Origin of the sequence: Inconstantimicrobium porci (assembly GCF_009696465.1) — a bacterium.
GTDB classification, from domain to species: Bacteria; Bacillota; Clostridia; order Clostridiales; family Clostridiaceae; genus Inconstantimicrobium; species Inconstantimicrobium porci.
This window is the reverse complement of the sequence record NZ_VULX01000030.1, coordinates 1-25,028: the sequence shown is the minus strand read 5'-3', so window position 1 is coordinate 25,028 and position 25,028 is coordinate 1. Positions and strand designations below refer to the sequence as shown.

The 25,028-nt window shown below is 32.3% G+C and carries 23 protein-coding genes, 1 tRNA gene, 1 rRNA gene and 1 pseudogene; 3 read left to right on the top strand and 23 right to left on the bottom strand.

Annotated features, from left to right (window positions below; translation table 11 throughout):
- Positions 1-334: 334 nt before the first annotated feature.
- Both FYJ33_RS13885 and FYJ33_RS13880 read right to left on the bottom strand, forming a co-directional pair.
- Entirely contained in the window at positions 335-1,444 is a 1,110-nt protein-coding gene (locus tag FYJ33_RS13885; protein ID WP_206046705.1) for an alkaline phosphatase family protein, read from the bottom strand.
- A gap of 18 nt (positions 1,445-1,462) precedes the next feature.
- Complete coding sequence (locus tag FYJ33_RS13880) at positions 1,463-2,677, bottom strand: MerR family transcriptional regulator (RefSeq protein ID WP_154532311.1); 1,215 nt, start codon at positions 2,675-2,677, stop codon at positions 1,463-1,465.
- Positions 2,678-3,069: 392 nt separating this feature from the next.
- Here FYJ33_RS13880 and FYJ33_RS13875 point away from each other — a divergent pair, with 392 nt between their 5' ends.
- Together FYJ33_RS13875 and FYJ33_RS13870 are read left to right on the top strand one after the other, a co-directional pair.
- Positions 3,070-3,255: a WYL domain-containing protein gene (locus FYJ33_RS13875; protein WP_154532310.1), complete on the top strand. Its 186-nt coding sequence runs from the start codon at positions 3,070-3,072 to the stop codon at positions 3,253-3,255.
- Positions 3,242-3,964 (top strand): Gfo/Idh/MocA family protein, encoded by a 723-nt coding sequence (locus FYJ33_RS13870; protein WP_154532309.1) that lies wholly within the window; start codon positions 3,242-3,244, stop codon positions 3,962-3,964. The genes FYJ33_RS13875 and FYJ33_RS13870 overlap by 14 nt, the downstream gene beginning before the upstream one ends.
- 5 nt (positions 3,965-3,969) lie before the next feature.
- Here FYJ33_RS13870 and FYJ33_RS13865 read toward each other — a convergent pair whose 3' ends face one another.
- From FYJ33_RS13865 to FYJ33_RS13800, 14 genes are all read right to left on the bottom strand, one after another.
- Positions 3,970-4,725 (bottom strand): hypothetical protein, encoded by a 756-nt coding sequence (locus FYJ33_RS13865; protein ID WP_154532308.1) that lies wholly within the window; start codon positions 4,723-4,725, stop codon positions 3,970-3,972.
- Positions 4,726-4,888: 163 nt separating this feature from the next.
- Positions 4,889-5,113, bottom strand: coding sequence for a GNAT family N-acetyltransferase (locus FYJ33_RS13860; protein WP_154532307.1), 225 nt, complete (start codon positions 5,111-5,113; stop codon positions 4,889-4,891).
- A gap of 15 nt (positions 5,114-5,128) precedes the next feature.
- Positions 5,129-5,791 carry a zinc dependent phospholipase C family protein gene (locus FYJ33_RS13855; RefSeq protein ID WP_154532306.1) on the bottom strand — a complete coding sequence of 221 codons (663 nt, stop codon included), beginning with the start codon at positions 5,789-5,791 and terminating at the stop codon, positions 5,129-5,131.
- Between the two features lie 431 nt (positions 5,792-6,222).
- Positions 6,223-6,849, bottom strand: coding sequence for a hypothetical protein (locus FYJ33_RS13850; protein ID WP_154532305.1), 627 nt, complete (start codon positions 6,847-6,849; stop codon positions 6,223-6,225).
- 65 nt (positions 6,850-6,914) lie between these two features.
- On the bottom strand, positions 6,915-7,067 hold the full coding sequence (locus FYJ33_RS13845) for a hypothetical protein (RefSeq protein ID WP_154532304.1): 153 nt from the start codon (positions 7,065-7,067) through the stop codon (positions 6,915-6,917).
- A 248-nt stretch (positions 7,068-7,315) separates the two neighbouring features.
- Positions 7,316-8,314 carry an isocitrate dehydrogenase (NAD(+)) gene (locus FYJ33_RS13840; protein ID WP_154532303.1) on the bottom strand — a complete coding sequence of 333 codons (999 nt, stop codon included), beginning with the start codon at positions 8,312-8,314 and terminating at the stop codon, positions 7,316-7,318.
- 14 nt (positions 8,315-8,328) lie between these two features.
- On the bottom strand, positions 8,329-10,251 hold the full coding sequence (locus tag FYJ33_RS13835; RefSeq protein ID WP_154532302.1) for an aconitate hydratase: 1,923 nt from the start codon (positions 10,249-10,251) through the stop codon (positions 8,329-8,331).
- A 17-nt stretch (positions 10,252-10,268) separates the two neighbouring features.
- The gene (nifV, locus tag FYJ33_RS13830) at positions 10,269-11,414 is read right to left on the bottom strand and encodes a homocitrate synthase (RefSeq protein ID WP_154532301.1); all 1,146 of its coding nucleotides are present in this window, start codon (positions 11,412-11,414) and stop codon (positions 10,269-10,271) included.
- 84 nt (positions 11,415-11,498) lie between these two features.
- Entirely contained in the window at positions 11,499-12,830 is a 1,332-nt protein-coding gene (locus tag FYJ33_RS13825; protein WP_154532300.1) for an ABC transporter substrate-binding protein, read from the bottom strand.
- A gap of 26 nt (positions 12,831-12,856) precedes the next feature.
- Positions 12,857-14,149 carry an alpha-amylase family glycosyl hydrolase gene (locus FYJ33_RS13820; RefSeq protein ID WP_154532299.1) on the bottom strand — a complete coding sequence of 431 codons (1,293 nt, stop codon included), beginning with the start codon at positions 14,147-14,149 and terminating at the stop codon, positions 12,857-12,859.
- 205 nt (positions 14,150-14,354) lie between these two features.
- Entirely contained in the window at positions 14,355-15,182 is an 828-nt protein-coding gene (locus FYJ33_RS13815) for an HAD family hydrolase (RefSeq protein WP_328598710.1), read from the bottom strand.
- Positions 15,183-15,691: 509 nt separating this feature from the next.
- Positions 15,692-17,329 carry a DEAD/DEAH box helicase gene (locus FYJ33_RS13810; protein ID WP_154532297.1) on the bottom strand — a complete coding sequence of 546 codons (1,638 nt, stop codon included), beginning with the start codon at positions 17,327-17,329 and terminating at the stop codon, positions 15,692-15,694.
- Between the two features lie 270 nt (positions 17,330-17,599).
- Positions 17,600-17,752 (bottom strand): zinc-ribbon domain-containing protein, encoded by a 153-nt coding sequence (locus FYJ33_RS13805; protein WP_154532296.1) that lies wholly within the window; start codon positions 17,750-17,752, stop codon positions 17,600-17,602.
- 181 nt (positions 17,753-17,933) lie between these two features.
- The gene (locus FYJ33_RS13800) at positions 17,934-18,149 is read right to left on the bottom strand and encodes a plasmid mobilization protein (protein ID WP_154532295.1); all 216 of its coding nucleotides are present in this window, start codon (positions 18,147-18,149) and stop codon (positions 17,934-17,936) included.
- Positions 18,150-18,434: 285 nt separating this feature from the next.
- Between FYJ33_RS13800 and FYJ33_RS13795 the strand changes: the two genes are divergently transcribed.
- The gene (locus FYJ33_RS13795; RefSeq protein ID WP_154532294.1) at positions 18,435-19,655 is read left to right on the top strand and encodes a hypothetical protein; all 1,221 of its coding nucleotides are present in this window, start codon (positions 18,435-18,437) and stop codon (positions 19,653-19,655) included.
- 74 nt (positions 19,656-19,729) lie between these two features.
- On the opposite strand, the gene FYJ33_RS13790 is transcribed toward FYJ33_RS13795, so the two are convergent.
- The 7 genes and pseudogenes from FYJ33_RS13790 to rrf form a co-directional block, all read right to left on the bottom strand.
- Positions 19,730-21,583, bottom strand: coding sequence for an ABC transporter ATP-binding protein (locus FYJ33_RS13790; RefSeq protein WP_154532293.1), 1,854 nt, complete (start codon positions 21,581-21,583; stop codon positions 19,730-19,732).
- A complete protein-coding gene (locus FYJ33_RS13785) occupies positions 21,580-23,307 on the bottom strand; it encodes an ABC transporter ATP-binding protein (RefSeq protein ID WP_154532292.1) in 1,728 nt (575 codons plus the stop codon). The genes FYJ33_RS13790 and FYJ33_RS13785 overlap by 4 nt, the downstream gene beginning before the upstream one ends.
- Positions 23,308-23,338: 31 nt before the next feature.
- Entirely contained in the window at positions 23,339-23,818 is a 480-nt protein-coding gene (locus FYJ33_RS13780) for a MarR family winged helix-turn-helix transcriptional regulator (protein ID WP_154532291.1), read from the bottom strand.
- 206 nt (positions 23,819-24,024) lie between these two features.
- Positions 24,025-24,141, bottom strand: a pseudogene (locus FYJ33_RS13775) (ROK family protein); the annotation flags it as partial.
- 120 nt (positions 24,142-24,261) lie between these two features.
- Positions 24,262-24,519, bottom strand: coding sequence for a hypothetical protein (locus FYJ33_RS13770; protein ID WP_154532289.1), 258 nt, complete (start codon positions 24,517-24,519; stop codon positions 24,262-24,264).
- Positions 24,520-24,800: 281 nt separating this feature from the next.
- Positions 24,801-24,875 (bottom strand) — tRNA-Asn (locus tag FYJ33_RS13765).
- A 27-nt stretch (positions 24,876-24,902) separates the two neighbouring features.
- A 5S ribosomal RNA gene (gene rrf / locus FYJ33_RS13760) occupies positions 24,903-25,020 on the bottom strand.
- Positions 25,021-25,028 lie beyond the last annotated feature (8 nt).

Genomic DNA, 25,028 nt, shown 5'->3' with positions numbered 1-25,028 from the left:
GTTTTGTATCTTGAATATTTTCTATTAATTTTTATAGACTAATTGTATAATGAAATTGAACCAATAAAAAATCCATAGTGATTACCCGTGTTATAATTAAGTTGCGAAACCAAAATAACAAGGAGGATAATCACTATGAATTACTCAAATCATAACACAGAATCACGTAAAAATAAAATTAGTTCAATTTGTTATTGCAATTTATCAATTAATTCAAGTAATGATATATATATTTTTTCTTAAAACATATGTTTTTTGTCTTAAATTGAATGTTTCATTTTTTTGTATAACTTATTCTTTATAACAGTCATTCTACTAACTTCTTATTGTAAAGTCATTTTTTATTACATTCTATAATTATTAGAGGAACTGTCATCTCCTCTTCTGTAAGCCCAGCATGTACACCTTTAAGTTCTCTATACTCATTTTCATTTACACAAAGTGCTTTGCTTGTTACAGAAGCTGCTATATAATCTCCAATAAAGCCTTCAAATCTTGGATGACTTTTCCCTTTCCCAAAAAGGTTTTTTTCAAGTACTTCTTTCTTTGAAAAAAGTATAAAGTCCTTCCCAAAATGCTTATTAAAAGCTTTCTTAAATTGCTCATGCATTCCATCTTTAACGAAAAAATCTCGTGTTCTTGCTTCCATTGAAGGCATCCATTTAAGAGTATCAGTTATATCCTTGTAATCACTTATCAATTTATTATCACCATTAATATGACCATGGTCTGCTGTAACTATAATAAGCGTATCATTTAACTGTCTGCCCAAATTTTCAATTTCGTTATTTATTCTTTCAATCCACTCCTTAGCCTCATTACTATGAATTCCTTCCTTATGCATTGAAGAATCCGGCTGTGGCCAGTAAGCATATATATAGTGTCTCTCATCTTGTTCACAGATTTCTTTAACAGCGCTTATAAGCTCTTCAAATGTGTTAATCTTATATTCATCAAATGGCGAAACTGAAAAAGCTTTTGCAGTACCTGCTTCATTTATCTTATCAACAACACTTTTGTATGATATATACTTCTCTGCAACGTTATAATCTGCTACAGGCTTATAATTATCATCAGTATTAACGAAAATATTCACATTATTATCTACTTCATCAAAATGAAGACTCCATCCAAGCCATGAATGTTCACAAGGCATAAGACCGCTTTTAAGTGTTGTAAGTGCTGCTGTAGTTGTTGCTGGAAAAACAGACGTAATGTCTTTTCTCTTATGATTAATAAGAAAGCTATCATCGCCGAGAAACTCTTTAATATTAAAGCTTCCCATTGCATCAAATACCATTAATACAACATTTTTATAATTTTTAGAAAGTACCTCATCAAGCTCTGGTAAAGTATTATGTGTATACTCAGCACCAAAACTTTTAAGCAATGAATTAGAAATATTAAGAATACTGTTATTATAATCAGGATATTTTATAATCATTCTTGCACCTCGCATTCCTTAATGTTTTTTGCATATAAACATACCAGTGGACTTCTGTATAAACATAGCTCCATCTTTATCTATTATTTCATCTATCATATTCCTGAATTTATCTCCAGATTTGTCCAATACTTCTGGTACACTTCCTAACATTGAATGTGCATAATCATATATAACATGTGCATTATCTACAATAAGATTATTATCATGTATCTTTCTATCTACTACAGCAAAGCTTTCCTTAAGCTGTTTTCCTCCGTTTTCAAGTCCAAATGATTTAGCCACATTACATAGTGATAAATCAATATTCTTATCATACTTTAATATAAGCTCATCAAGTTCCTTCATATGATTCTTTCCTACTGTTGAACAGTAAAATACTCCATCATCCTTAAGAATTTCAGAAATCTTACTTATAAGTCCCTTTCTGTTTACCACATGATAAAGCATATGGTTTGCCATTATCACATCAAATTTTGTATCATTTATATTTAAATCATTAGCATCAGCCTGTACAAATTCAAAAGCAATATTTTTTTCCTTTATAACTGACTCACATTTCTTAAGAGCTTCCTGTGCAGCTTCCAACATGCCAAAAGAATAATCACACATTATAACATGAAGATTATTAGGCATGTGTTCTATATTACTTGTCCAAAAAAATCCATTTCCGCATCCAATATCAAGTATCTTCATATTTTCTGCAAACTCCATATTGTTAAACATCCACTGCATCCAGCCTATAGAACTAGTGCTATAAGAATGTATATTGATTCTGCTCTGAAGATTATCATCATTTTTATACTGCTTAACTCTCTCATCATCTTCAGTTAAAATATTGATTATTTTAATCATGCTGTCCCATTCATCTGTATCATTGCAGTTAATTGCTACCTCAACTGCATCAATAAGCTTATTTATATGATCTCTTTTATAAATCAGATTTTCCTTCTGTTCTTTTAAGATATTATTTCTATACTGTTTTACACTGATTGAATGTTCATTAGTTTCTTTTTCAAATACAGCGCTTATTTCTTCAAGTGAAAATCCAAGATACTTAAACATAAGTATTCTCTGTAGCTTCTCCACTGAGTTTTTATCATAATATCTATATCCATTTTCTGAATACTTAACAGGCTTAAGAAGCCCCTTAATATCATAAAATCTTATAGTCCTATTTGATACTCCACATAATTTTGCAATTTCACCTGCTGTAAATAATTTATTATCCATATTGTAATAGCCCCCCCTTTTTTCTTCTTAAAATAAGCATAGCGTATTACCTAAGGTAAAGGTCAATATTAATTTATAATTTATAATGTATAGTGTATAATTTCAGACGTAACTCCCTGTAGTGGAGTTACAGTCATAGAATAATCTAACATACCTAATAGAAAATTTTGAGTACCTATTTGAAAAGAATACATTTCTCTTTAATATACTTGGAAATTAATAATTACAGAGGTTTGGAGGTGTCCTCCATTAAGATTAGGAAATCATCTAATGATTTCATCAAAAATTATACAATATACATCATACACTGACGCCACATTAGACTCATTGAGAAAATGAAAAAATCTAAACAAGCATATTATGATACGTGCATTCATATAGAAGTCCAGTTTATGAAAGATGAGACAAGTTTAATTAAGGAATACTTTCCAGACTGCTCAATAGAAATACTTGATGAAAAGTTATGCCGCATATTTGTAGATGTTCCTGCAAAAGAGCGATTATGGAAAGCTCTACTATTAAGCTTTGGCGACAAGGTAAAAGTCATTGGTCCAGAAAGCTATAATGAACAACGTTGATTCAATTAAGATATGGGGAAGAAATAAAGAAAAACTACAAAAACTCAAAGAAGACTTGAATGTAGAAATTACAACTGATATAGATGAAATTATTAATGATAAGAATATTGATCTTGTTGATATATGCCTTCCGTGCTTCCTTCATAAAGAATATGCAGAAAAAGCAATGGCAGCTGGTAAAGATGTCTTCTGTGAAACTCCTACAGCTTTGTGTATTGAAGATGCAGAAGCTATTAAAGAAGCAGCAGAAAGATATCATAAGAAGTGTTTTGTGGACATGTTTATACTTTTTGAGGAAGCTTACAAGTATCTACACAAATTAATAACAGAAAATACATTAGGAACACTAAAAGCTTTATACATAAAACGAGAAACTCCTCACTTATGGGGTGATCTTTCACTTGATAAAATCTCACCTAATCTTATGATTCATGAATGCGACTTTGTCACTTACCTCCTTGGTTATGCAAATGAAATCACTGCCCTTGGAGTTAACAGTAAGGAAGGAGAATCTCGTATTTCTGCCCTTCTTGATTACAAAGATACAGCAGTTACAATCCAGTCATCATCATTGATGCCATTTTCTCATGCTTTTACAACAGGCTATGAAGCAATTTTCGAAAACGGCTCTGTTAAATATAGATATGATGGCTATGCTGACAGAGAAGAAAAAAGAACTTTCCTGTACAGAATAATCCTACTAACATAATGCAATTATTTATCCTTGTGAATTCTATATTTATTAATCTTGCTAATCATTTTTTCTTTATTTTCACTAAACTGAACTGCTCTATTGACGTTTGCCCCAGAAGGATGTGGAAAACCGATTAAAATCTGCTCTTCGGATATTATTCCCTCACTGCTCAATTCAAGCAGCACATCTTCAACAGCCCTTCCAAGCGGAATAATTAATATATCCTTTGCATTATCCAAATTCCTTAGTTCCTCTACAAAATTATTTCTCACATAGTTCATGAGGAATCCACTCTTTAATAGTTTAGGTGTATGTCCACTGTAATTCTGTTTTTTGACGAAAACGGAATAAGGGATAAGAGAAACAGTGTGCAGTATATTATCTTTTTCTTCAAACAGCTCACTGCAGCTTTCAATACCAAACTTCTCATTAAGCTTCAATTCATCAAGCATGGATATAATATTTTTTCTAAGACTGCCGCTGAATCTTCCTGCTTTTTTGCATAGATATTTTATCTCTTCAAAATCAGTGCCCTTTTCTAACTCCTTTCTTGCTTCAGCTATAGCAGTGCTCATCTGCTGAAATCCAGGAGTTATACCAACAATAAAAATCTTCGCATGCGGATTGATATAGTCATTATGCGGTGCATAATATATCTCTATGTCTCCTTCTTTTTCAACAAGGAAATCATGCCCAAGCAGCTCAGACTTATCATATTTACTTTTCACAGGCAGCTTCATTATTTTATCTACATAATCTTCAATTGTCTTTTTCATATTGCACCCCTTTTCTTTAGTTTATACTTTTTAACATATAAATCAGACCTTTGACCTGTGACCTATTCCATTCTTATTTGTTTAAAAATAGTATAACCACTTCTTTGCTGTAACATTAGTATAGTTATTATAATCTTGTAACACTATCTTACTTAACTTCACGCTATAGCTTTTTTTGCATAATCAAAAACCAAGATTTCTTATCGAACAACTGAAATCCACGATTTTTATACATCTTAGCTGGTCCATGAAACTGATATGGATATTTTTCATCAATAAACGGATATGCTTCAACATATAAATATCCTTCGTTTTTTGCATCATCACATACTTTTTCAAGAACCTTACTGGCAATTCCCTTTCCTCTATAATCTGGTGCTATATCCATACCCTTACCTCCATTTTATTTAATAACACGTATATTGGTTTTTATTTCTATCAACAACTTATCCACAGCTTTATCCACAAACCTGTTCATTTCTTCTTTTGTTAAATACTTATACTGTCTATCTAGGTTGTCCACCTTTTGTGAATAAAACTCAAGAATTTCAGTATGTTTTATTGCAAATGCTTGTCTTGGAAATTCCTCTACATATATATTCTTAAGATCAGTTATCCTTTTATAAACTTCCCATGCTTTGAAACATGAATGCTGTTTCATATATAAGAAATCAAGTTCATACCAATCTTTCTTAAATCCTTTCCACATCTCATTTCTACTATCAAACTCATGCTGATATTTTTTTATTTTTTCATTAACTATGTCTTCTTTCCAGTGTTTATCAGTAAGCAGATGAGTATAATATCCTATATAAAATGAATATGTCTCATTATCATATTGTTTATTTAAAAGATACTTGTCATAAAACAGTTCTGGATGCGGTTTTCTATCTGCTACTTCATCAACCCAGAAATGAGATATTATCTTATTAGGAACATATCCATTTTCTACTGCCATCCCACTGTCTGGTGCTATATTCCCTAATATAAATTTTTCTTTATCTAATTCTTTATGCTGTTCTAAAATTTTCTCTGCGACCCTTAGGTGTACAAGCCATGTTGCCATTTTAATCACCTCAGTTTTATATGAAATATGTTTCACATTTTCAAAAAACAAATTGTAATATTTACAAAAATTATATATTTATAGTATCAAACTGTCAATCTCACAATGAATATTTTAAATCCACTAATACATACTAAAGATAAGTAAACTTTTAAGGAGTGAATACTATGCAGAATAATAATAAAAGAGACTTTGAAAAAAAGAATATTTAAGAAATAGTACTAAAACTCAAAATCAGGCAAGTAAAAATCAATTCGTAAATACAGTTGAACAACCAGGAATGAACGAAAGTGGCATTGAGGCTAAAAAGAAGGGATTCTGATTAATTTATAGTGCATAACGCATATTTCATAATTAAGGATAAAACTCCTATAAAACTTTTAATAAAAGAAAATACCTCTAAAACCGAACAGTTTAGAGGTATCTTCTTTTTACTTAGTTTCAAATTTCCAAGGTCCTGTCTTAGAAAGCACTACATGCCCTATTTTAAATTTGTACTTACCGCTTATCCTTTCAGATGCAGGTATATCTTCATTGCTTTTTATACTAATTATGTCACTTTTCCCGTCTGAACCAGTACATCCACCAGATTCAGAAGGACATACAATTTGTATTAATGAATCATCTCTTTTATACTTAATAGGATCTATATGAACCTCAATATCTTCTTTTGTTCTATTAATTGACTTAACATAAAGCTTTTCGTGGATCTCATCTATATTTATTACTTTATTTACTTCTATTGATTCTCCCTGCTTTGGAATATTCAAAGTCATCTCTGTTCCGTCTATAAAACCATAATCAATCGTAACTTTTGAAACTTCGATTTCTAAAGGCTCATGTACTATTTTATCTATATAAAACTTCCTTCCCTGTCCATTGTTTTCTGAAGGCTTGACTTCATATTTCACTTTACTATTTTTCCCAATAACCTTTATATCTTCATCATTAAAAGTTAAAATTGTATTTGCATACTTATTTTTCTTTACATCCATATCTGTCCAGAATGATAGATATGTCTTGTTATCAAAATAATATTTAGTAGAACCTACCAGCAAATTATTATTTGTTGCATTTCCACCAATTTCATCAAAATCATCTAAAGACTCAGCCTTAATAAGATCTATCTTATGCTCATATCCATTATATACAATCGTAAACTTTTTTTCTTAATTCGCTGCTTTGATATATCATCAAGAGGAACTTCTGACATGTACTTTTCATCAAATTCTATATCATTAAACATTTCATAAATATCTTTATCATTATCTTTCATTTTCTTACCTCCATCTTTATATAGAACCGAACAGTTCTCTTAATTTTTTTCTGCCTCTTGACACCCTCACGTCTATATTACTGCTTGTAAGTTTTAATATATGACTCCTTTCTCATCCTTCTATAATATATAACTGAACATCATTAACTAACCTTACAAAACTTTTAAACTTATGTATAAAAAAGAATCCGTGCTACGCACGGATTCTTTACGTTAATCTTTAGATTCTATATTTATTTTTCATATTATTACTTAATCTCAGAAATAACCTTGTCTGTAAATTCTGTTGTAGTAGCTGTGCCTCCAAGATCCTGAGTAAGAACAATTCCCTCTTCAAACACTTTTGCAAGAGCATTTTCTATTTTCTCTGCACATTCTGTCTGTCCAAGATACTTAAGCATCATCACTGCACTTTGTATTTCTGCTGTTGGGTTAGCAATGTTCTGTCCTGATATCTGAGGAGCGCTACCGTGAACAGCTTCAAATACTGCATAGTCTTTACCTATATTAGCTCCTGGAATTATTCCAAGGCCTCCTACAAGACCTGAGCATAAGTCTGATAATATATCGCCATAAAGATTAGGCATAACCATAACATCATATTTTTCAGGATTTAATACAAGGTTCATAGCTGCAGCATCAACTATAAGATCATCAAACTCTACGTTCTTGTTCTCTTCTGCTACTTCTCTGGCAGTATTTAAGAATAATCCATCTGAAAGCTTCATGATATTTGCTTTGTGTACTGCTGTTACTTTCTTTCTATTGTTCTTCTTAGCATAATCAAAAGCAAACTCAACGATTCTCTTGCAGGCAGGCTTAGTAATAAGTTTTATGCTTTCTGCACCATAATCACCAATTTTATGTTCAATTCCTGCATACAAATCTTCTGTGTTTTCTCTGACTATTACAAGATCAACATCTTCATATCTTGACTTAAGTCCTTTAAAACTTTTAACAGGTCTTAAGTTTACATATAAATCAAGACTCTGTCTAAGCTGAACATTTATACTTCTGAAGCCTTTACCTACTGGAGTAGTTACAGGTCCCTTAATTGCAACCTTATTCTTTTTTATTGAATCTATTACATGCTGAGGAAGTGGTGTTCCGTATTTATCCATCTGAGCAGCTCCAGCTTCAGCTACTTCCCACTGAATATCAGCACCTGCTGCTTCAACAACTTTTCTCATTGCTGAAGTCACTTCAGGACCTATTCCATCTCCAGGTATTAATGTTACTATACTCATGTTAAAATCCCCACCTATCTGCTTTCTTTTGCGTAATTCAAAGTTCCGCCAGCTCTTAATATTGCTTTATCTCTTTCAGCCAAATCAAGTTTAACTGTAAAAGTTTTATCTTTAGATACGTTTTTAACTACAAGTATGCCATTTTCAATACCGTCTAAAACATTGTCTATCTCTAAATCATCAAATTTATCTATAATATCATAATCGGCTTCATTTTCAAAGGTCATAGGTACTATACCGTTATTTATCAGGTTAGCCTTGTGAATTCTCGCAAATGATTTTGCAATTACGCCCTTAACTCCAAGATATAATGGTGCAAGTGCCGCATGCTCTCTTGAGGAACCTTGCCCATAGTTACTTCCTGCAACAATAAATCCTCCATTGAACTTCTTAGCATTCTTAGAGAACTCACTATCAATTGTACTAAAACAGTACTTTGAAAGATGAGGTATATTTGACCTAAATGGAAGAAGCTTAGAGTTTGAAGGCATTATGTGGTCTGTTGTAATATTGTCTTCAACCTTTATAAGTGTCTTTCCAGTCAAAGTATTCTTAAGAGCACTATTTATAGGGAATTCCTTTATATTAGGTCCTCTTACGATTTCAACTTTATCGCCGTCTTCTGCAGGCTTTAAAATCATGCTGTCATCTATGATAAACTTCTCTGGCAGTTCAACAGTTATATCTTCCTCGAATTCTCTTGGATCTGTAAGATATCCGTTAATTGCACTTACAGCAGCAGTTTCAGGACTTACAAGATAAATTTTTGCTGATAAAGTTCCAGAACGTCCATAAAAGTTTCTATTGAAAGTTCTTAGAGAAATACCATTAGTTCCTGGGGCCTGTCCCATTCCTATGCATGGTCCGCAGGCATTTTCAAGAACTCTTGCTCCTGAAGAAATTATATCTCCTAAAGCACCGTTTCTTGCAATCATCTCCATAACCTGTCTTGATCCTGGCGCGATTACAAGGCTCACATTCTTGTTTACTTTATGTCCCTTAAGAATCTTAGCGACTCTCATAAGATCTTCATAAGAAGAATTTGTACAGCTTCCTATGGCTACCTGATCAACTTTAATTTTACCTATACTTTCAACCTCTTCAACATTATCAGGAGAATCAGGTTTTGCTGCTAATGGTTTAAGTTTTCCTAAATCAATAGTAATTTCTTCATCGTAGAAAGCATCATCATCTGCTTTAAGTTCCTGCCACTCAGCTTCTCTGCCCTGAGCCTTCATATATTCAAAAGTTCTTTCATCTGAAGGGAAAATCGAAGTTGTAGCTCCAAGTTCTGCACCCATGTTAGTGATTGTTCCTCTCTGAGGTACAGAAAGAGTTTTTACACCTTCTCCAGCATATTCGAATATTCTACCAACTCCACCTTTAACAGTAACTTGTCTTAAAACTTCGAGGATAATATCTTTAGCAGCTACCATTCTCTGAAGCTTGCCGTGCAAGTTAACTCTGCAGACCTTAGGTGCATTTATATGATATGCTCCTCCTGCCATGGCTACAGCAACATCAAGTCCGCCTGCTCCAATGGCAAGCATACCTACTCCACCTGCTGTAGGAGTGTGGCTGTCTGAACCAATTAACGTATCTCCTGGACATGAAAACCTCTCAAGAAATACCTGGTGACATATTCCATTTCCTGGCTTTGAGAACAAGATTCCATGTTTCTCAGCAACAGTCTGGATAAATTTATGGTCATCTGCATTCTCAAACCCTTGTTGAAGCATATTATGGTCAACAAAAGCTACGCTTCTCTTAGTCTTAACCTTTTTTATATTCATGGCTTCCAGTTGAAGATAAGCCATTGTTCCAGTTGAATCCTGAGTCAAAGTCTGGTCAATCTTAATTGCTATAGGTTGTCCAGCTTTAAGTTCTCCTTCTACGAGGTGTTTTCTTAAAATCTTATAAGCTATATTTTCTCCCATTATCTTTCCCCCAAGTATTATTTTTCTTTAATATGTTGATATATCTTAACTAACTCTTTATCAAACAAACTTCTCTTAAGCCTTACTGAAAGAGACCTTACTTCTTCAAGTATTGCTTTTGCTTCATCATCTGAAAGAGTTATTCCATATTCATGGAACTTATAAACTATAGCTGCCCTTCCTGAATGCTTGCCTATCACAATCTGTCTCTGAAGACCGACTTCATCTGGCGAAAAGCTTTCATAATTATGAGGATCTTTTAATGCTCCATCTGCATGTATTCCAGATTCATGTGCAAACATATTATCACCAACTATTGATTTCCAAGTTGGAAGCACTCTTCCTGAAGCCTTTGAAACATATTCTGAAACGTCTCTAAACATAAGCGTATCTGAATTTATATCATAATTATATACATGCTTAAATGCCATTAAGACCTCTTCAAGCGCAGCATTACCTGCTCTCTCTCCAAGGCCATTAACTGTAACTCCTACATGATTTGCTCCTCCAAGTACACCTGCAACAGCGTTAGCAGTTGCCATTCCAAAATCATTATGAGTATGCATTTCTATATCAAACTTTGTTTTTTTGTACAGATATTCAATATTGTCTCTTATCTTAAATGGAGACATAACCCCTACGGTATCACAGAATCTAAATCTGTCTGCTCCAGCTTGTTTAGCTACCTCTATAAAATCTACAAGAAAATTAATATCAGCTCTTGAAGAATCTTCTCCATTAACAGAGACATACATTCCCTGTTTTTTTGCGTATTCTACTGCCTTTGCCATTGTTTCAAGAACCCATTCTCTTGATTTTTTAAGTTTATGCTGAATGTGTATGTCTGAAACAGAAGTAGATATTGCAACAGCATCAACCCCACAATCTATTGACTGTTGTATATCTGAAATTACTGCTCTATTCCAAGCCATTATGCTAGGTTTAAGATTTCTTTTTACTATAGTTTTTATAGCATCCTTTTCATCTCCACCCATTGTAGGAATTCCTACCTCTAATTGATCTACTCCAAGGTCACTAAGCATTTCTGCTATAGTAATCTTTTCTGCATTTGCAAATACTACACCTGCTGTTTGCTCCCCATCTCGCAGAGTAGTATCCACGACAAATATTTTTCTGCCTGTGGCAGGATCATAAATTGCCATAAATAAGCCCCCTTTATTTAATTTCCTTTATATGTTTAAAATGTAATTTTATACATTTTATCACAAATAAATGCAATTTACAATTTACTTATTTTTATGATCTGCAGGTGTTGGTGTTAGTGCACCTGCACCACCATTATTTTTTTTAGATGCATTATTTCCTGCACTTTTAGCAGGTACAGTTTTCTGCTGATTATCATCCTTTGGTGCAGCTGTAGTATTGGCTGCAGGAGCATTATGCTGTTCTGGTGCTGCATTCTCCGCTGGCTTCTTTTCACTATTCTGTGCAGCATTATTACCATTTGTCTGAACAGCAGCATTATTATTAACAGCTGTACCTGCCACATTTGCATTATTATGCTTTTTATCAACAGGAGCTTCTTCCTTAACAATTGCATTCCACTTATCAATCCATGAATTAATATTAGAATTATATTCATTCATATCTATCTTGTAAGTTCTATCCTTAAGTTCGCTTACTTCTCCTCCACATAACTCAAGTGCTTTCTTGTTTGTAGGATTAAACTTGAACTTATTTGCTATCTTATACTGCATTTTAGGACCAGCAGCAAATTCTTCAAACAGCTTAGCTGCATTACTGTTGCTACCGTTTTTCATGATAGCAATACCTTCAGTTATGACAGGATACTTTTCAGTTCCATAAACTACAGCAAGTGTGCTGCCCTTCTTGATTGCTTCATTAACTTTGACTAGATCTGCAAAACCAACTGCTCCTTCTTTCTTAGCAACAGCATCAATTACCTGATTTCCTGGCTCCTTGTACTCTTTAATATTAAATTTTAGAGCTGCTAAAGCCTTAAAACCATCATCAACTTTATTGTCCTTCACATAAGGAGCTATTATTGTATTAAGAAAATATTTAAAATCATTGCTTTCTACCTTTGGCATAACTACAAGATTTGCATATTTCTTATCACTTAATGCCATCAAATTTTGAGGCACCATCTCTCCTTTTATAACTGCTGTATTATAGAACATAACTATTGGTGAAGCAAATAGACTGTACCAATATCCTTCCTTATCCTTCTGATTATCATTAACATCAGAATACCAGCTAGGTTTGTTTGCCTCAAGAAGATTATCTTTTTTAAGTTCTTCGCAAGTATTTGTTGAAACACCTAAAATAACATCTGGAACTGTGTCCTTCTTATCCTTTATTTCATTAACCATTTCTGTGTCATTTGCAAACTTCTTAATTTCCACATTAATAGAAGTTGATTTTTCAAACTCTGATTTGACTATATCTGTCATTTCCTTATCATATGTTGTGTACACTATGACCTTGTTTTCCAGTTCCTTTGCTGTAATCTGTGTTTCTGCCTTAAGCTGACATAGGGTAACAACAAACATAAGCGCAAGAAAACCACCAATAAGTCCTATAACTTTCTTAAACAAAGTTTTCCCTCCTTAGTATTAATTCATTAATTATTGATATTTATAATAACGGGCTCATCCTCTAAAGTAATACAGCCGTTCTTAACTTCAATTGTTTTATTATCAAGTATATTAGTATATACTCCATCCTTTAATTCAATGTTAATAAGTCCATGTTTTCCTTTTAAGCTGAATATACCGACAAGCTTTGAATTATTTCTCTCATAATAACCTGCAACAGTATCAAGTTCATTAAAGGGTACTAGCTTGTAGTCACCATCTTTGACAAGTGAAATTTTCTTTACATTATATAATTTCTTCATAAGTGATGTGAAATTTTCATCGATACCCGCCCAGTCAACCTTATCTATCTCAAAAAGACTTGGGCAATTAGTATTCTGTGCTTCCTGTCCCGCATAAATCAATGTTGTTCCCTTCTGGAAGTAAGTAAATGCTAGCCAGTTTCTTAAATCCTGAGTATCAGGTATGATCTTTTTAGCTCTAGGCTGGTCATGATTTTCAAGGTAACGAAGCTTCACATAATTCTGAGGATATATTGACTCCTGCATATTAAGCCTGTCAACATAATGTGATAAAGTACACTCACCTTTTAAATACTTATTAAAACTATCCCAGATATCATATTCATAGCATATATCAAATGCCTGATATGCTTCTCCGTCAGATGCACAGTCAATCCCTTTGCTCCTTAAATATTTAATAAACCCAAAGTCAAGAGTTTCTGCAAGCCATATACAATTACTATTTACCTTTTTAACCTCAGCCCTTGCTTTAATCCAAAAATCTATAGGTACCAAAGGTGCAACATCACATCTAAATCCATCAACTATTCCAGCCCACATTTTTAAAGTATCTATCTGATACTTCCATAAGTTACGATTTTCATAGTCAAGATCAATAACGTCTGTCCAGTCTCCAACTTTTCCCCCAAGAGTTCCATCTTGTTTTCTATAGAAATATTCAGGATATTCTGTTAAAAGTCTGGAATCCTTTGATGTATGATTGTATACCACATCAATTATGCACTTCATTCCTGCATCATGTATTTTATCTACAAGTTCTTTAAAATCCTTCATAGTTCCGTACTCTGGATTAATTTCCCTGTAATCTTTTATTGAATATGGACATCCAAGACTTCCTTTTTTACCTTCAACTCCAATTGGATGAATAGGCATAAACCATATTATGTCTGTTCCAAGGTCTTTTATTCTGTTCAAATCATTTTCTACATCTTTAAATGTACCATTAGGGCCATAATTTCTAACATAAATACAATACATTACTTGATTTCTTAAATTAATCAAAGTATCCTTTGCCATATTACTACCACTCCTTAGAAACAACAAATAATACATTAATTATAGCATAGTGACCATCTTTTTATAACCATATTATTACATATATGATCAAATATTAAACTCTGCACTTTTTATTAAATCTGCAACTTATTTGCTTATGATAAGTACTTCAGAGCAATTTAAAATTCTACATCCTAAATTCTAAATTATATAATGAAACTTCTTCTTACTTAAATGTTTCTCTCAGATATTGTGCTACAGCATCATCATTATGGTTTCCGATTATTCCTGTAGCTATTTTTTTAAGTCTGTCTGCTGCATTTTCTACTGCATAGCATTCATCTGCTTCTTCAAACATTGGTATGTCATTAATGTTATCACCAAAAGCTATTATTTTTTCGCCATCAAGATATCTTTCAGAAATACTTTTTATAGCATTTGCTTTAGATGCATTTGAATTATAAACATCCATGAAGAAGTTGCCGTCTCCATAAAGATCCTCATAAAGATTTACTGTAACTTCCTCAATCTTCTGTAGCTTTTCTTCTATGCCCTTAAGGTTGTCATATGTATCTAGGACAACAAAATTAATGATTTCTGCACCAACCATATCTGTATCATAATCTTCCACATGTATAAATGTTTTAAGAGGACTTCCACATCTTTCCTCATAATACTTTTCTTCATAACGATTCATATTTCTATAGTAAACAACAAGCTTATTATCCTTTATTCCATATGCAAAATAATCCTTTTTAGCTTGCTTAAAAATACCACAGATTTTTTTAACTATAGTGTTATCTATGCTCTTAATATCTAGATACTTTTTTTCCTTTAAATTATACAAAAGTACTCCATTCATCATGACAGTAGGTATATTAATATCTATACCTTCAAGAATAGGCACAGCTGTTGCTGGAGTTCTTGCTGTTGCAACGGTAAATTTTAAACCTTTACTACCTATAAGATCATTAAGAATTTTTTTGGTATTATCTGAAACCTTTGCATTGCTGTTAAGTAAAGTTCCGTCTAAATCTGATACAAATAATTTCACAAAATCATCCTCCAATTTCTAAAAATATACTATTTTTTATCATATGTACTCTTATTTATATTTTGATAAAACAGACTGCATTTAGATAATGTATAATTTATATTTTATAATGTATAATTCAGGATGAAATCAATAAATTGATTTCTTAATTTTAATGGAGGTTTCACCTCCAACCCTCTGGATTATTAATTTAAAGAGTTTTAAAGAGGAATTTGTCCTCTGTTTAAGCAGGCATTCCAAATCTTTGATTTGGTATGTTCGCTTACGTCTTGACCAAGCAGGCATTCCAAATCTTTGATTTGGCTGTTCGCTTACGTCTTGACCAAGCAGGCATTCCAAATCTTTGATTTGGCTGTTCGCTTACGTCTTGACTGAAACTCCATTAAGGAGTTCAATCCGAAATTATAAATTATACTTTATACATTATACTCTAATTAAATATATCATAAACATTGTTATCTATGATACAAAAAAGCAGCAGATTCAATATTGAATCTGCTGCTGATTTATTATTTTCTATTTGCTACTTCTACTCTTACTTTTCTTCCGTTGATTTTCTTACCATAACATTTCTTAAGTATTCCATCTACAACTGTTGGTTCAACATCTACGAAACTGAATTTATCATATAAATCAATGTTTCCAATATCGTTCTTGTTTACCTTAGCTTCATTTAAATAAATAAGAATCTGTTTTGGATTAACTTTATCCATCTTTCCAATTGATAAGAATAATCTTACTTTGCCTTCATCGTTGTATTTGCCTCTGTTTCTACTACCTCTGTCTCTTCTACCTCTTCCGAAGCTTTCCTTATCTTCATTAACAGCAATAGAATCTTCAACATAGTCAAATGATATTTCCTTGTTGTAGATAATTGACATTAATGCAGCTGCAACATCAACCATGTTATATTCTTCATCTAATTCCTGTACCATAGGAACAAACTTCTTGTAATCTTCACCGGCAAGAGCTTCATTAACTCTCTCAATCATGTTCTTATATTTTGCTTCAAATATATCATCTATTGTAGGTATTTCTTTTCTCTTAACCTTACACTTTGTAGTTCTTTCTATCTGCTTAAGAGCCATGTACTCTCTAGCAGTAACTAATGTGTACGCAACACCTTCTCTGCCTGCTCTTCCTGTTCTACCTATTCTATGAACGTAACTTTCTGAATCCTGAGGAAGATCATAGTTGATAACGTGAGTAACAGTTTCAACGTCGATTCCTCTTGCAGCAACATCTGTAGCTACAAGATAATCAAGATTTCCTTCTTTGAACTTTCTTAATGTGTTCATTCTGTGGCTCTGAGTCATATCTCCGTGCATACCTTCAACACTGTATCCTCTAGACTGCATTGATTCAACAACTTCATCAACACCTCTCTTAGTCTTACAGAAAATGATAGCTGCTGTTGGCTCATCCACATCAAGAACTCTACATAAAGTTTCAAATCTGTCCTTCTTCTTTACTTCATAGTAATATTGTTTTACAGTTGAAACTGTAATACTCTTTCTTTCAACAGTTACCTGTTTACTGTTTTCCTTTAAGTACTTTGAAGCAAGCTTTCTTATTGCTGGCGGCATTGTAGCTGAGAAGAATAAAGTCTGTCTATCTTCATTAGCATGCTTTAAAATTTCTTCTATATCATCGATGAATCCCATGTTAAGCATTTCGTCTGCTTCATCTAAGATTAAGAATTCAATAGCACTTAAATCAAGAACTCTTCTATTAATAAGGTCTATAACTCTTCCTGGAGTTCCAACAACTATATCGACACCTCTCTTTAATGTCTTTATCTGTCTGTCAATTGGCTGTCCTCCATATATAGGAAGTATTCTTATCTTTTCATACTTGGCAATTCTTACAAGTTCATCATTTACCTGAACAGCAAGTTCTCTTGTAGGTGCAAGTACTATACACTTAACATGGCTTCCACCCTTTTCTATTTCGCTAATAACTGGTGCTCCAAAAGCAAGTGTCTTACCAGTTCCTGTCTGAGCCTGACCGATACAATCAACTCCACTTAATAATACTGGTATTACTTGCTCCTGTATTTTTGATGGTTCTTCAAAACCCATATCATCTATAGCTTTTAATACATTTTTACTTAATCCTAAATCACAAAACTTTTTGTTTTCTTCCATTGTTTTACCTTCCTTTGACTACTTTATCCTATAACTTTATATTGTCCATAATAAAATAAGTTATATAATTTTATTTTCAATATATAATTAAAAATAAAAGTCTTAGCTCATCACATGGACACCGTAATCCTCTAAAGGAGATAATCATAATAAGACTCTCTATTTTAAATTATATATCTAAGTTCTCAACTCGAACCTTATAGTTGCATTAAAAAAAGCGGTCTAAATAACATTTAGACTGCTCCCTTATGTCTTAAACTAATTGTTAAATTATCTGTTGTTTTGTTGTTTTCTAGCTCTTCTACAAGCTAAGCATCTAACTGGATCGTTTTCGAATCCCTTTTCTTTGTAAAATTCCTGTTCTCCAACTGTGAAAACGAACTCGCTTCCGCAATCTTTGCATATTATCTTCTTATCTTCCATTGTAACATTTCCTCCTTATTTAATAATAATCCACCTTGAATTGAGTCATTACTAAAATTAAAAAGGAATGTTCAATCAAAAGTCTATTACTAATTTATTGTTCTAATATAGTATGACATTATTCTCAACAAATTGCAACATTTTTTTATTTATTTTCTTTTGATTTAATTGATATATTTGCTTAATTCTCATTAACAGAACTTAAATTCATGTTATTAAAAGCATCCTTATTTGTCATGTTTTCCATAAATATTTTAGTAGTGTTCGAAAAAATGCAACAATATTTAATATAATCTGTAATTGTATACCCAAGAATCTCCGCCTTTTCCTTTATCACTTGTTTTTCAAGTTCACTAAGCCTTATCTGCAAAACTTTATCCTTCTTCTTTTCTTCCACAACTACCATCCCCTTTTTTCAATCACAAAAATTACAAAATAAAAAGTTTATTATCCCTTTAAATAAATAATCAAAATAAGTGTCAATATTATTTTTTAGTTATTATAACCTGTACTAATATTATATTCCTATCTGTATTATTTTTCCATATATTTCTAATTGCAAAATACACCCATTTTCTCACATGTAGGAAACATGGTTTACAATATTATCCCAAAGTGTTAATATAAGAACAAAGTCATATTTTAGATATTTTTGTAATTTTCTTACTAGGAGGTGCATCTTTTGAAAAATTCCAAGTTTAATTCAATCATAAAATTGGATTCAGAATACTATGTAATCTTTAATACGTTAACAGAAAAATATTTTTTATTTAGAGATGCGGAACTGAAAGATTTGACATCTGTTTTATCTTCTTCTATTTTTCTAGATACATTTTCCAAAAAAAAGAATATCTTTTATGATAAATGCGTAAGCAATAAATTTCTTATTGATGACAATGAAGATGAAATTGCAGATTGTATCGAAAAATTCAAAGCTTACAACGATAATTCGAAGTTTAACATAACATTTTTTAACAACAAAAATAATTCTAACAGTCTTACCTTCTGGCTTGACTTAACCAATAAAATCAGTAAAATTGTACAAAAATCATCAGTATCATATAAAAAGTTTCAGTTATCATGGCTCTATACAAAGAAATACACAGACTTCAAGATTCTTAAGATTCTCACTGATAGACTTTATACTATTTGCAGGGAAAATAATTGTATTTATTCATCATCACTATTAATTAACAATGTTTTTCCTGATAACTTAGAGACGATACTTGATAGGTTAAGTATTGATAGTGTAGAAATATATCTTTCCACTTTCAATGAAGATATAACTTTCAGTGTTGCTGAGAATATAAATTTATTATTCAAAATTAAAAAAGATATAAAAATAAAGCTTATTATAAAACTCTATGATGATATTGTTTTAAATGTCCATAAGCTTCTACAGTTAATACATTATCAAAATAGGGACAAGATAAAACTGCATTTTTTAAACAGTTTAACTTTTTCACCAGAATTATTCTTATATAAAATGTATATAAAATGTATAAATCTTGGGTACAGATATTCATATTTAGATACTGTGCCAAGCTTTATATCTTCCTTAACGAAAAATTCATTATGCATTGATTCAGAATTAAATATATCATCGTGTATTGCAGCCGCAAATGCAAATGACTATTTTGCAAAACTGGATGACAACGGTTCAATAAACATATTTAATAACTCTCTTTACTGTCAATACTTAGACCAGTCTATAATTGACAATTATAGATGTGCATGCTGTCCTGAACTTCCTATATGTCCCGCTAATCACCCATATTACAGATCTAGAAGCAGGTTTCTATGTATACGAGACTTATACAATGACTTAACATTAGAACAAAAAATCAAATTGAAAGTTTTAAATGATGTAGTTTTAACAAAAACACTACCTAAATTACTTTAAATAAGATTGTTCGTTATAATACAAAGACTATCGTATCAGAAACGATAGTCTTTGTATTAAAATGATTTATAATGTTATATAGCTTTTCCTGCAAACTGGCTGTTATATAAGTCTGCATAGAAGCCTTTCTGAGCAAGTAGTTCTTTATGAGTTCCCTGCTCTATTACATTACCATGATTCATAACAAGGATAAGATCTGCATCCTTAATAGTTGAAAGTCTGTGTGCAATTACGAAGCTTGTTCTGCCATGCATAAGCTTATCCATAGCCTTCTGAATTGCAACTTCAGTTCTTGTATCAACACTACTTGTTGCTTCATCAAGTATAAGAATCTTAGGATCTGCAAGTATAGCTCTTGCTATAGTAAGAAGCTGCTTCTGTCCCTGAGATATGTTTGAAGCTTCTTCATTAAGTTCTGTATCATATCCATGTTCAAGAGTTCTTATAAAGTGGTCAGCATGAGCTGCCTTTGCTGCTTCAATGATTTCTTCATCTGTTGCACCCATTCTGCCGTAAGCAATGTTTTCCTTAATAGTTCCCTTGAATGACCAAGTGTCTTGAAGAACCATTCCAAAAGTATTTCTTAGGCTTTCTCTTGTCATCTCCCTTATATCAATTCCATCAATAAGAATTCTTCCATCATCAACTTCATAAAATCTCATTAAAAGGTTGATAAGAGTTGTCTTTCCTGCTCCTGTAGGTCCAACTATAGCTATTGTGTGCCCCTTCTTAACATCAATATTCATGTCATGAATTAATGTGTTGTTTTCAGTATAGCCAAACTTAACATGATCAAACTGTACATTTCCTTCACAGTCTGTCATTACAACAGCATCTTTGCTGTCTGGTATTTCTTCTTTTTCATCTAGTATTTCAAAAACACGTTCTGCAGATGCAACTGTTGATTGAATGATGTTAGCTATATTAGCTGTCTGGTTAATCGGCTGTGAGAATGATCTCATGTACTGAATAAATGCCTGGATATCTCCAACTTCAAGCTTCTTCTTTGTTGCAAGGAATCCCCCGACAACACATACTGTTACATAAGCAATATTATTGATGAACATCATGACTGGCATCATAAGACCTGAAATAAACTGTGCCTTCCAGCCAACTTCATATAACTGCTCATTTATTACCTTAAATTCTTTGATCGATTTTTCTTCATGTCCAAATGCTTTAACAACATTATGTCCAGTATACATTTCTTCAATATGTCCATTTAGTTGTCCAAGCTTTATCTGCTGTCCAATGAAGAATCCCTGTGCCTTCTTTAAAATAGGCTTAATAACAAACATAGACACTGGAAGTACTACTAATGCTATAAGTGTCATTAAAGGACTTATTGTAAGCATCATGATTAATATTCCGACTATAGTAACTATTGATGTTATAAGCTGAGTTAAACTCTGCTGTAGAGTTGAACTGATATTATCCATATCATTAGTAAATCTACTTAATACATCTCCATGTGAATGTGCATCAAAATACTTAAGTGGCATTCTGCCAAGTTTGTTTTCAGCTTCCCTACGCATATCATACACAGTTTTCTGTGAAACCTCTGCCATAAGATACTGCTGTAAATAATTGAACAGTGAGCTAACTACATATAAAACAAGTAATATTACTGCAATCTGTGCTATATATTCAAGGTCAATAAATGCTCCCGGTATATTCATTTTCTTCATTACTACCCCCTGGAACAATCTAGTAGTAGCTTTTCCTAATACCTTAGGGCTATATATTGAAAATACTGTACTTAATATAGCAGTTAAAAATACTATTATTAATCTTAGTTTATATGGTGATAAATATTTTAATAATCTTTTAAGACTTCCATTAAAATCTTTGGCTTTTTGTGTAGCTCTTATTCCTGCCATTGGGCCATGGTGTCCACCGCCCATTGGACCTTTCTTGGATGCACTCATGCTATCTCCTCCTCTGAAAGTTGTGATAATACTATTTCTTTATAAACCTTACAGTTTTCAAGAAGCTCTTTATGCTTGCCAATTCCACATATCTTACCTTCATCAAGGACTATGATTCTATCAGCATCCATTACTGTTGAAACTCTCTGAGCAACTATAATAACTGTTGCATCTTTTGTTTCATCTTTAAGAGCACTTCTAAGTTTTGCATCAGTCTTAAAATCAAGAGCAGAAAAACTATCATCAAAAATATAAATTTCAGGTTTTCTTACAAGTGCTCTTGCAATAGAAAGACGTTGTTTCTGACCGCCTGAAACATTATTACCACCTTGATCTATTTCTGATTCATATCCTTCCTTCATTTCTGATATAAATCCACTTGCCTGTGCGATCTCAGCAGCATGCTCTATTTCTTCCTGAGTCGCATCAAGTTTTCCATATCTGATATTATCAGCTATTGTACCTGAGAAAAGATTAGCCTTCTGAGGAACAATACCAATCTTGTTTCTAAGATCATGCTGAGCCATATCCTTGATATTAACTCCATCAACAAGGATCTCTCCTGATTCTACATCATAAAATCTTGGAATAAGATTTATAAGTGCAGACTTTCCTGATCCTGTACTACCGATGATAGCAGTAGTTTCGCCAGGTCTCGCTTCAAAGTTGATATTGCTTAATACAGGCTGTTCAGCACCAGGATATCTGAATTCAACATTCTTAAACTGAAGATGTCCTTTTTCTGTTTCTGCTTTTACTGTATCCTTCTTATCTTCTATTACAGGTTCTGTTTCAAGTACTTCTACGATTCTGTCTGCAGAAGCTTCAGCACGTGGCACCATAATGAATATCATTGCAACCATTATTACTGACATCATTACCTGCATTGAATACTGAATAAATGCCATTAAGTCTCCAACAGCCATTTCTCCAATATCTATTCTCTTCGCACCAAACCATATAAGTGCAACAGACATGATATTAAATAAAAGCATCATTATCGGCATCATAAATGCCATGATCTTATTTACCTTTATAGCTGTATCAGTAAGGTCCTTACTAGCATCATTAAATCTGCTTTCTTCGTATTCTGTACGATTAAACGCACGAACTACTCTGATTCCCATAAGACCTTCTCTTACAACTCTATTAATCTTATCTATCTTTACCTGCATGCTCTTAAACAATGGTATTGAGAACTTAGAAACAACACCAAGAATTATAAGCACCATTGGTATCGCAACTGCAAAAATAATTGATAACGGAGCATCTTTTGATATTGCCATTATAAGCGCTCCTATAAACATTATTGGAGCTGCAACAGCCATACGAAGCAGCATCACAAGCACCTGCTGTATCTGATTAATATCATTAGTACTTCTTGTTATTAATGAAGAAGTACCTAACTCATTAAATTCACTTAATGAAAATTCCTCAACATGTGAAAATACATCATATCTTAAATCTCTTGATACTCCAACCGCAATCTTTGCTGCTAAAAGACCAAGTATTACAGAACAAGCCCCTCCTGCTAACGCTACCAGCAGCATAATTCCTCCTCTTTTTAAAATGTAATTAGTATCTCCATTAATGATTCCGACATCGACTATATCAGACATTATATTAGGAAGATTGAGATCTGCCATTGTTTGCCCAAATGCAAATGCTAACACAAAAAATATCTGCAGACTGTATTTTTTAAGATACTTGGCTATTTTTTTCATTACATATTCCTCCATTTCTAGTCATTCAGTATTAATCATACTTTCCATTATGCTCCATAAATCTTCTTACAGCTTCATCCGAATAGTTAGAAACATTTTTCTCCATCTTAATAAGTAAGTTATAAAAGACATCTATTTCCTCATCATTAAAATTTCTAAAACATTCTTCTTGTAACTTCCTTTTTATTTTGTCCAATTTTAAAAAAAGTTCTTGTCCTTTTTCTGTAAGATTCACTCTCAAAACTCTCTTATCTCTCTCATCGGAAATCCGCTGTACAATCTCTGCTTTTTCTAGTTTTTTAATAATTATAGTCATAGTTGCAGGCTTTATACAAATATGATCTGCTATCCACTTCTGACTCTTTCCAGGATAATTATGCAATAATCTTATCATCTGAGATTGTCCAGGATGTATTCCAAGTTGATCATAAGCCGCAAATTCTTTATAGAATCTCTGTTTTATTAATTTATTAAACAAATCATCTAATTGTTCAACTTTTTCTTCGTCCATAGTTCCTCCATAAAATAATTAGATATCTAACTTTATTTTTTATACTATCACTATAAGTTTTTATAGTCAACATCTATTTTTATACGATAAAAGAAAAAGAAATAATTGTCTATTACAAGAAGATAAAGGCATACTCTAACAATTATCAGAATACGCCTTTATAACAAAATCATAAATATAACTTGTCCTGCTTTAATAACAGCATCTCCCTTTCCTGCTCCAAACATAAATTCTCCTATAGCAACAGCATTTGCATAATTATCAAGATATACAGGAATATTAAATCTTTCTTTTAATGGAGACATAAAATTAAAATTCTTGAAAGATTAATCTTAATTCTCTCAAAATATATATCTATAACATAATTTTTCATAAAAGTGCTCCTCAAAATATAATATAATGCAATTGTAACAAACTGCATTATATTATACTTTGCGAGAATTTTACATTGTCATCTTATTATTAATACTACATTTTTGTGCGTTTATACAATACTTTCCCTCTGTATCTATACCCTTATGTGTTATATAGAAATCATTATCTCGAAGCATTGATTCTATTATTTCAAGACTTTCTGTAGCTAAATTATCTAAAGTTATAGTAAACTTTTCATCATAATCAACAAGGCCAATATAGTCATTAATGCTGCTATAATCACTCAGTCCTATAATACCTTTTATATCCATCTTATATTCAGACATATTATTCCGCTTAAGAAAACTTACAAAGACTTCATATCTTTTATAATGTTACCTGCTTTCAATAAGCTTTGCCCTCCTTAATTGTTAATAATTCCGCGCTGCAACATGCGCCTTTTATATTTATATTTTTTCTTAACTCTTAATATGTCTCCCATTAGTCCTTATGCACTTATGTTTTCCAAATAAATCTTTTATATTCATATCATCAAAAAAAAGCTGATTTAAAGATTTCTAATTAAAAATCCTTAAATCAGCTTTCTATAAAAATTTAGACAAAAAAATGGCTCCGCGAAGAGGACTCGAACCTCCAACCTATCGGTTAACAGCCGAGTGCTCCACCATTGAGCTATCGCGGAACATTATTTTCTCTTTATAAAAAGAGAACCTGGCTACCACTTACTCTCCCACACGGTCTCCCATGCAGTACCATCAGCTGTAATTGGCTTAACCATCCTGTTCGGAATGGGAAGGGGTGTAACCCAAAAACACATCATAACCAGATATAAGTT

Bases quoted from the DNA above. Each gene is read 5' to 3' on its own strand.
- FYJ33_RS13840 (WP_154532303.1), bottom strand. From the start codon at position 8,314: ATGAGTATAGTAACATTAATACCTGGAGATGGAATAGGTCCTGAAGTG.
- FYJ33_RS13835 (WP_154532302.1), bottom strand. From the start codon at position 10,251: ATGGGAGAAAATATAGCTTATAAGATTTTAAGAAAACACCTCGTAGAA.
- FYJ33_RS13790 (WP_154532293.1), bottom strand. From the start codon at position 21,583: ATGAGTGCATCCAAGAAAGGTCCAATGGGCGGTGGACACCATGGCCCA.
- FYJ33_RS13805 (WP_154532296.1), bottom strand. From the start codon at position 17,752: ATGGAAGATAAGAAGATAATATGCAAAGATTGCGGAAGCGAGTTCGTT.
- FYJ33_RS13875 (WP_154532310.1), top strand. From the start codon at position 3,070: ATGAAAGATGAGACAAGTTTAATTAAGGAATACTTTCCAGACTGCTCA.
- FYJ33_RS13780 (WP_154532291.1), bottom strand. From the start codon at position 23,818: ATGGACGAAGAAAAAGTTGAACAATTAGATGATTTGTTTAATAAATTA.
- nifV (WP_154532301.1), bottom strand. From the start codon at position 11,414: ATGGCAATTTATGATCCTGCCACAGGCAGAAAAATATTTGTCGTGGAT.
- FYJ33_RS13820 (WP_154532299.1), bottom strand. From the start codon at position 14,149: ATGGCAAAGGATACTTTGATTAATTTAAGAAATCAAGTAATGTATTGT.
- FYJ33_RS13870 (WP_154532309.1), top strand. From the start codon at position 3,242: ATGAACAACGTTGATTCAATTAAGATATGGGGAAGAAATAAAGAAAAA.
- FYJ33_RS13860 (WP_154532307.1), bottom strand. From the start codon at position 5,113: ATGGATATAGCACCAGATTATAGAGGAAAGGGAATTGCCAGTAAGGTT.
- FYJ33_RS13810 (WP_154532297.1), bottom strand. From the start codon at position 17,329: ATGGAAGAAAACAAAAAGTTTTGTGATTTAGGATTAAGTAAAAATGTA.
- FYJ33_RS13865 (WP_154532308.1), bottom strand. From the start codon at position 4,725: ATGAAAAAGACAATTGAAGATTATGTAGATAAAATAATGAAGCTGCCT.
- FYJ33_RS13880 (WP_154532311.1), bottom strand. From the start codon at position 2,677: ATGGATAATAAATTATTTACAGCAGGTGAAATTGCAAAATTATGTGGA.
- FYJ33_RS13845 (WP_154532304.1), bottom strand. From the start codon at position 7,067: ATGAAAGATAATGATAAAGATATTTATGAAATGTTTAATGATATAGAA.
- FYJ33_RS13770 (WP_154532289.1), bottom strand. From the start codon at position 24,519: ATGTCTGAATATAAGATGGATATAAAAGGTATTATAGGACTGAGTGAT.
- FYJ33_RS13855 (WP_154532306.1), bottom strand. From the start codon at position 5,791: ATGGCAACATGGCTTGTACACCTAAGGGTCGCAGAGAAAATTTTAGAA.
- FYJ33_RS13885 (WP_206046705.1), bottom strand. From the start codon at position 1,444: ATGATTATAAAATATCCTGATTATAATAACAGTATTCTTAATATTTCT.
- FYJ33_RS13785 (WP_154532292.1), bottom strand. From the start codon at position 23,307: ATGAAAAAAATAGCCAAGTATCTTAAAAAATACAGTCTGCAGATATTT.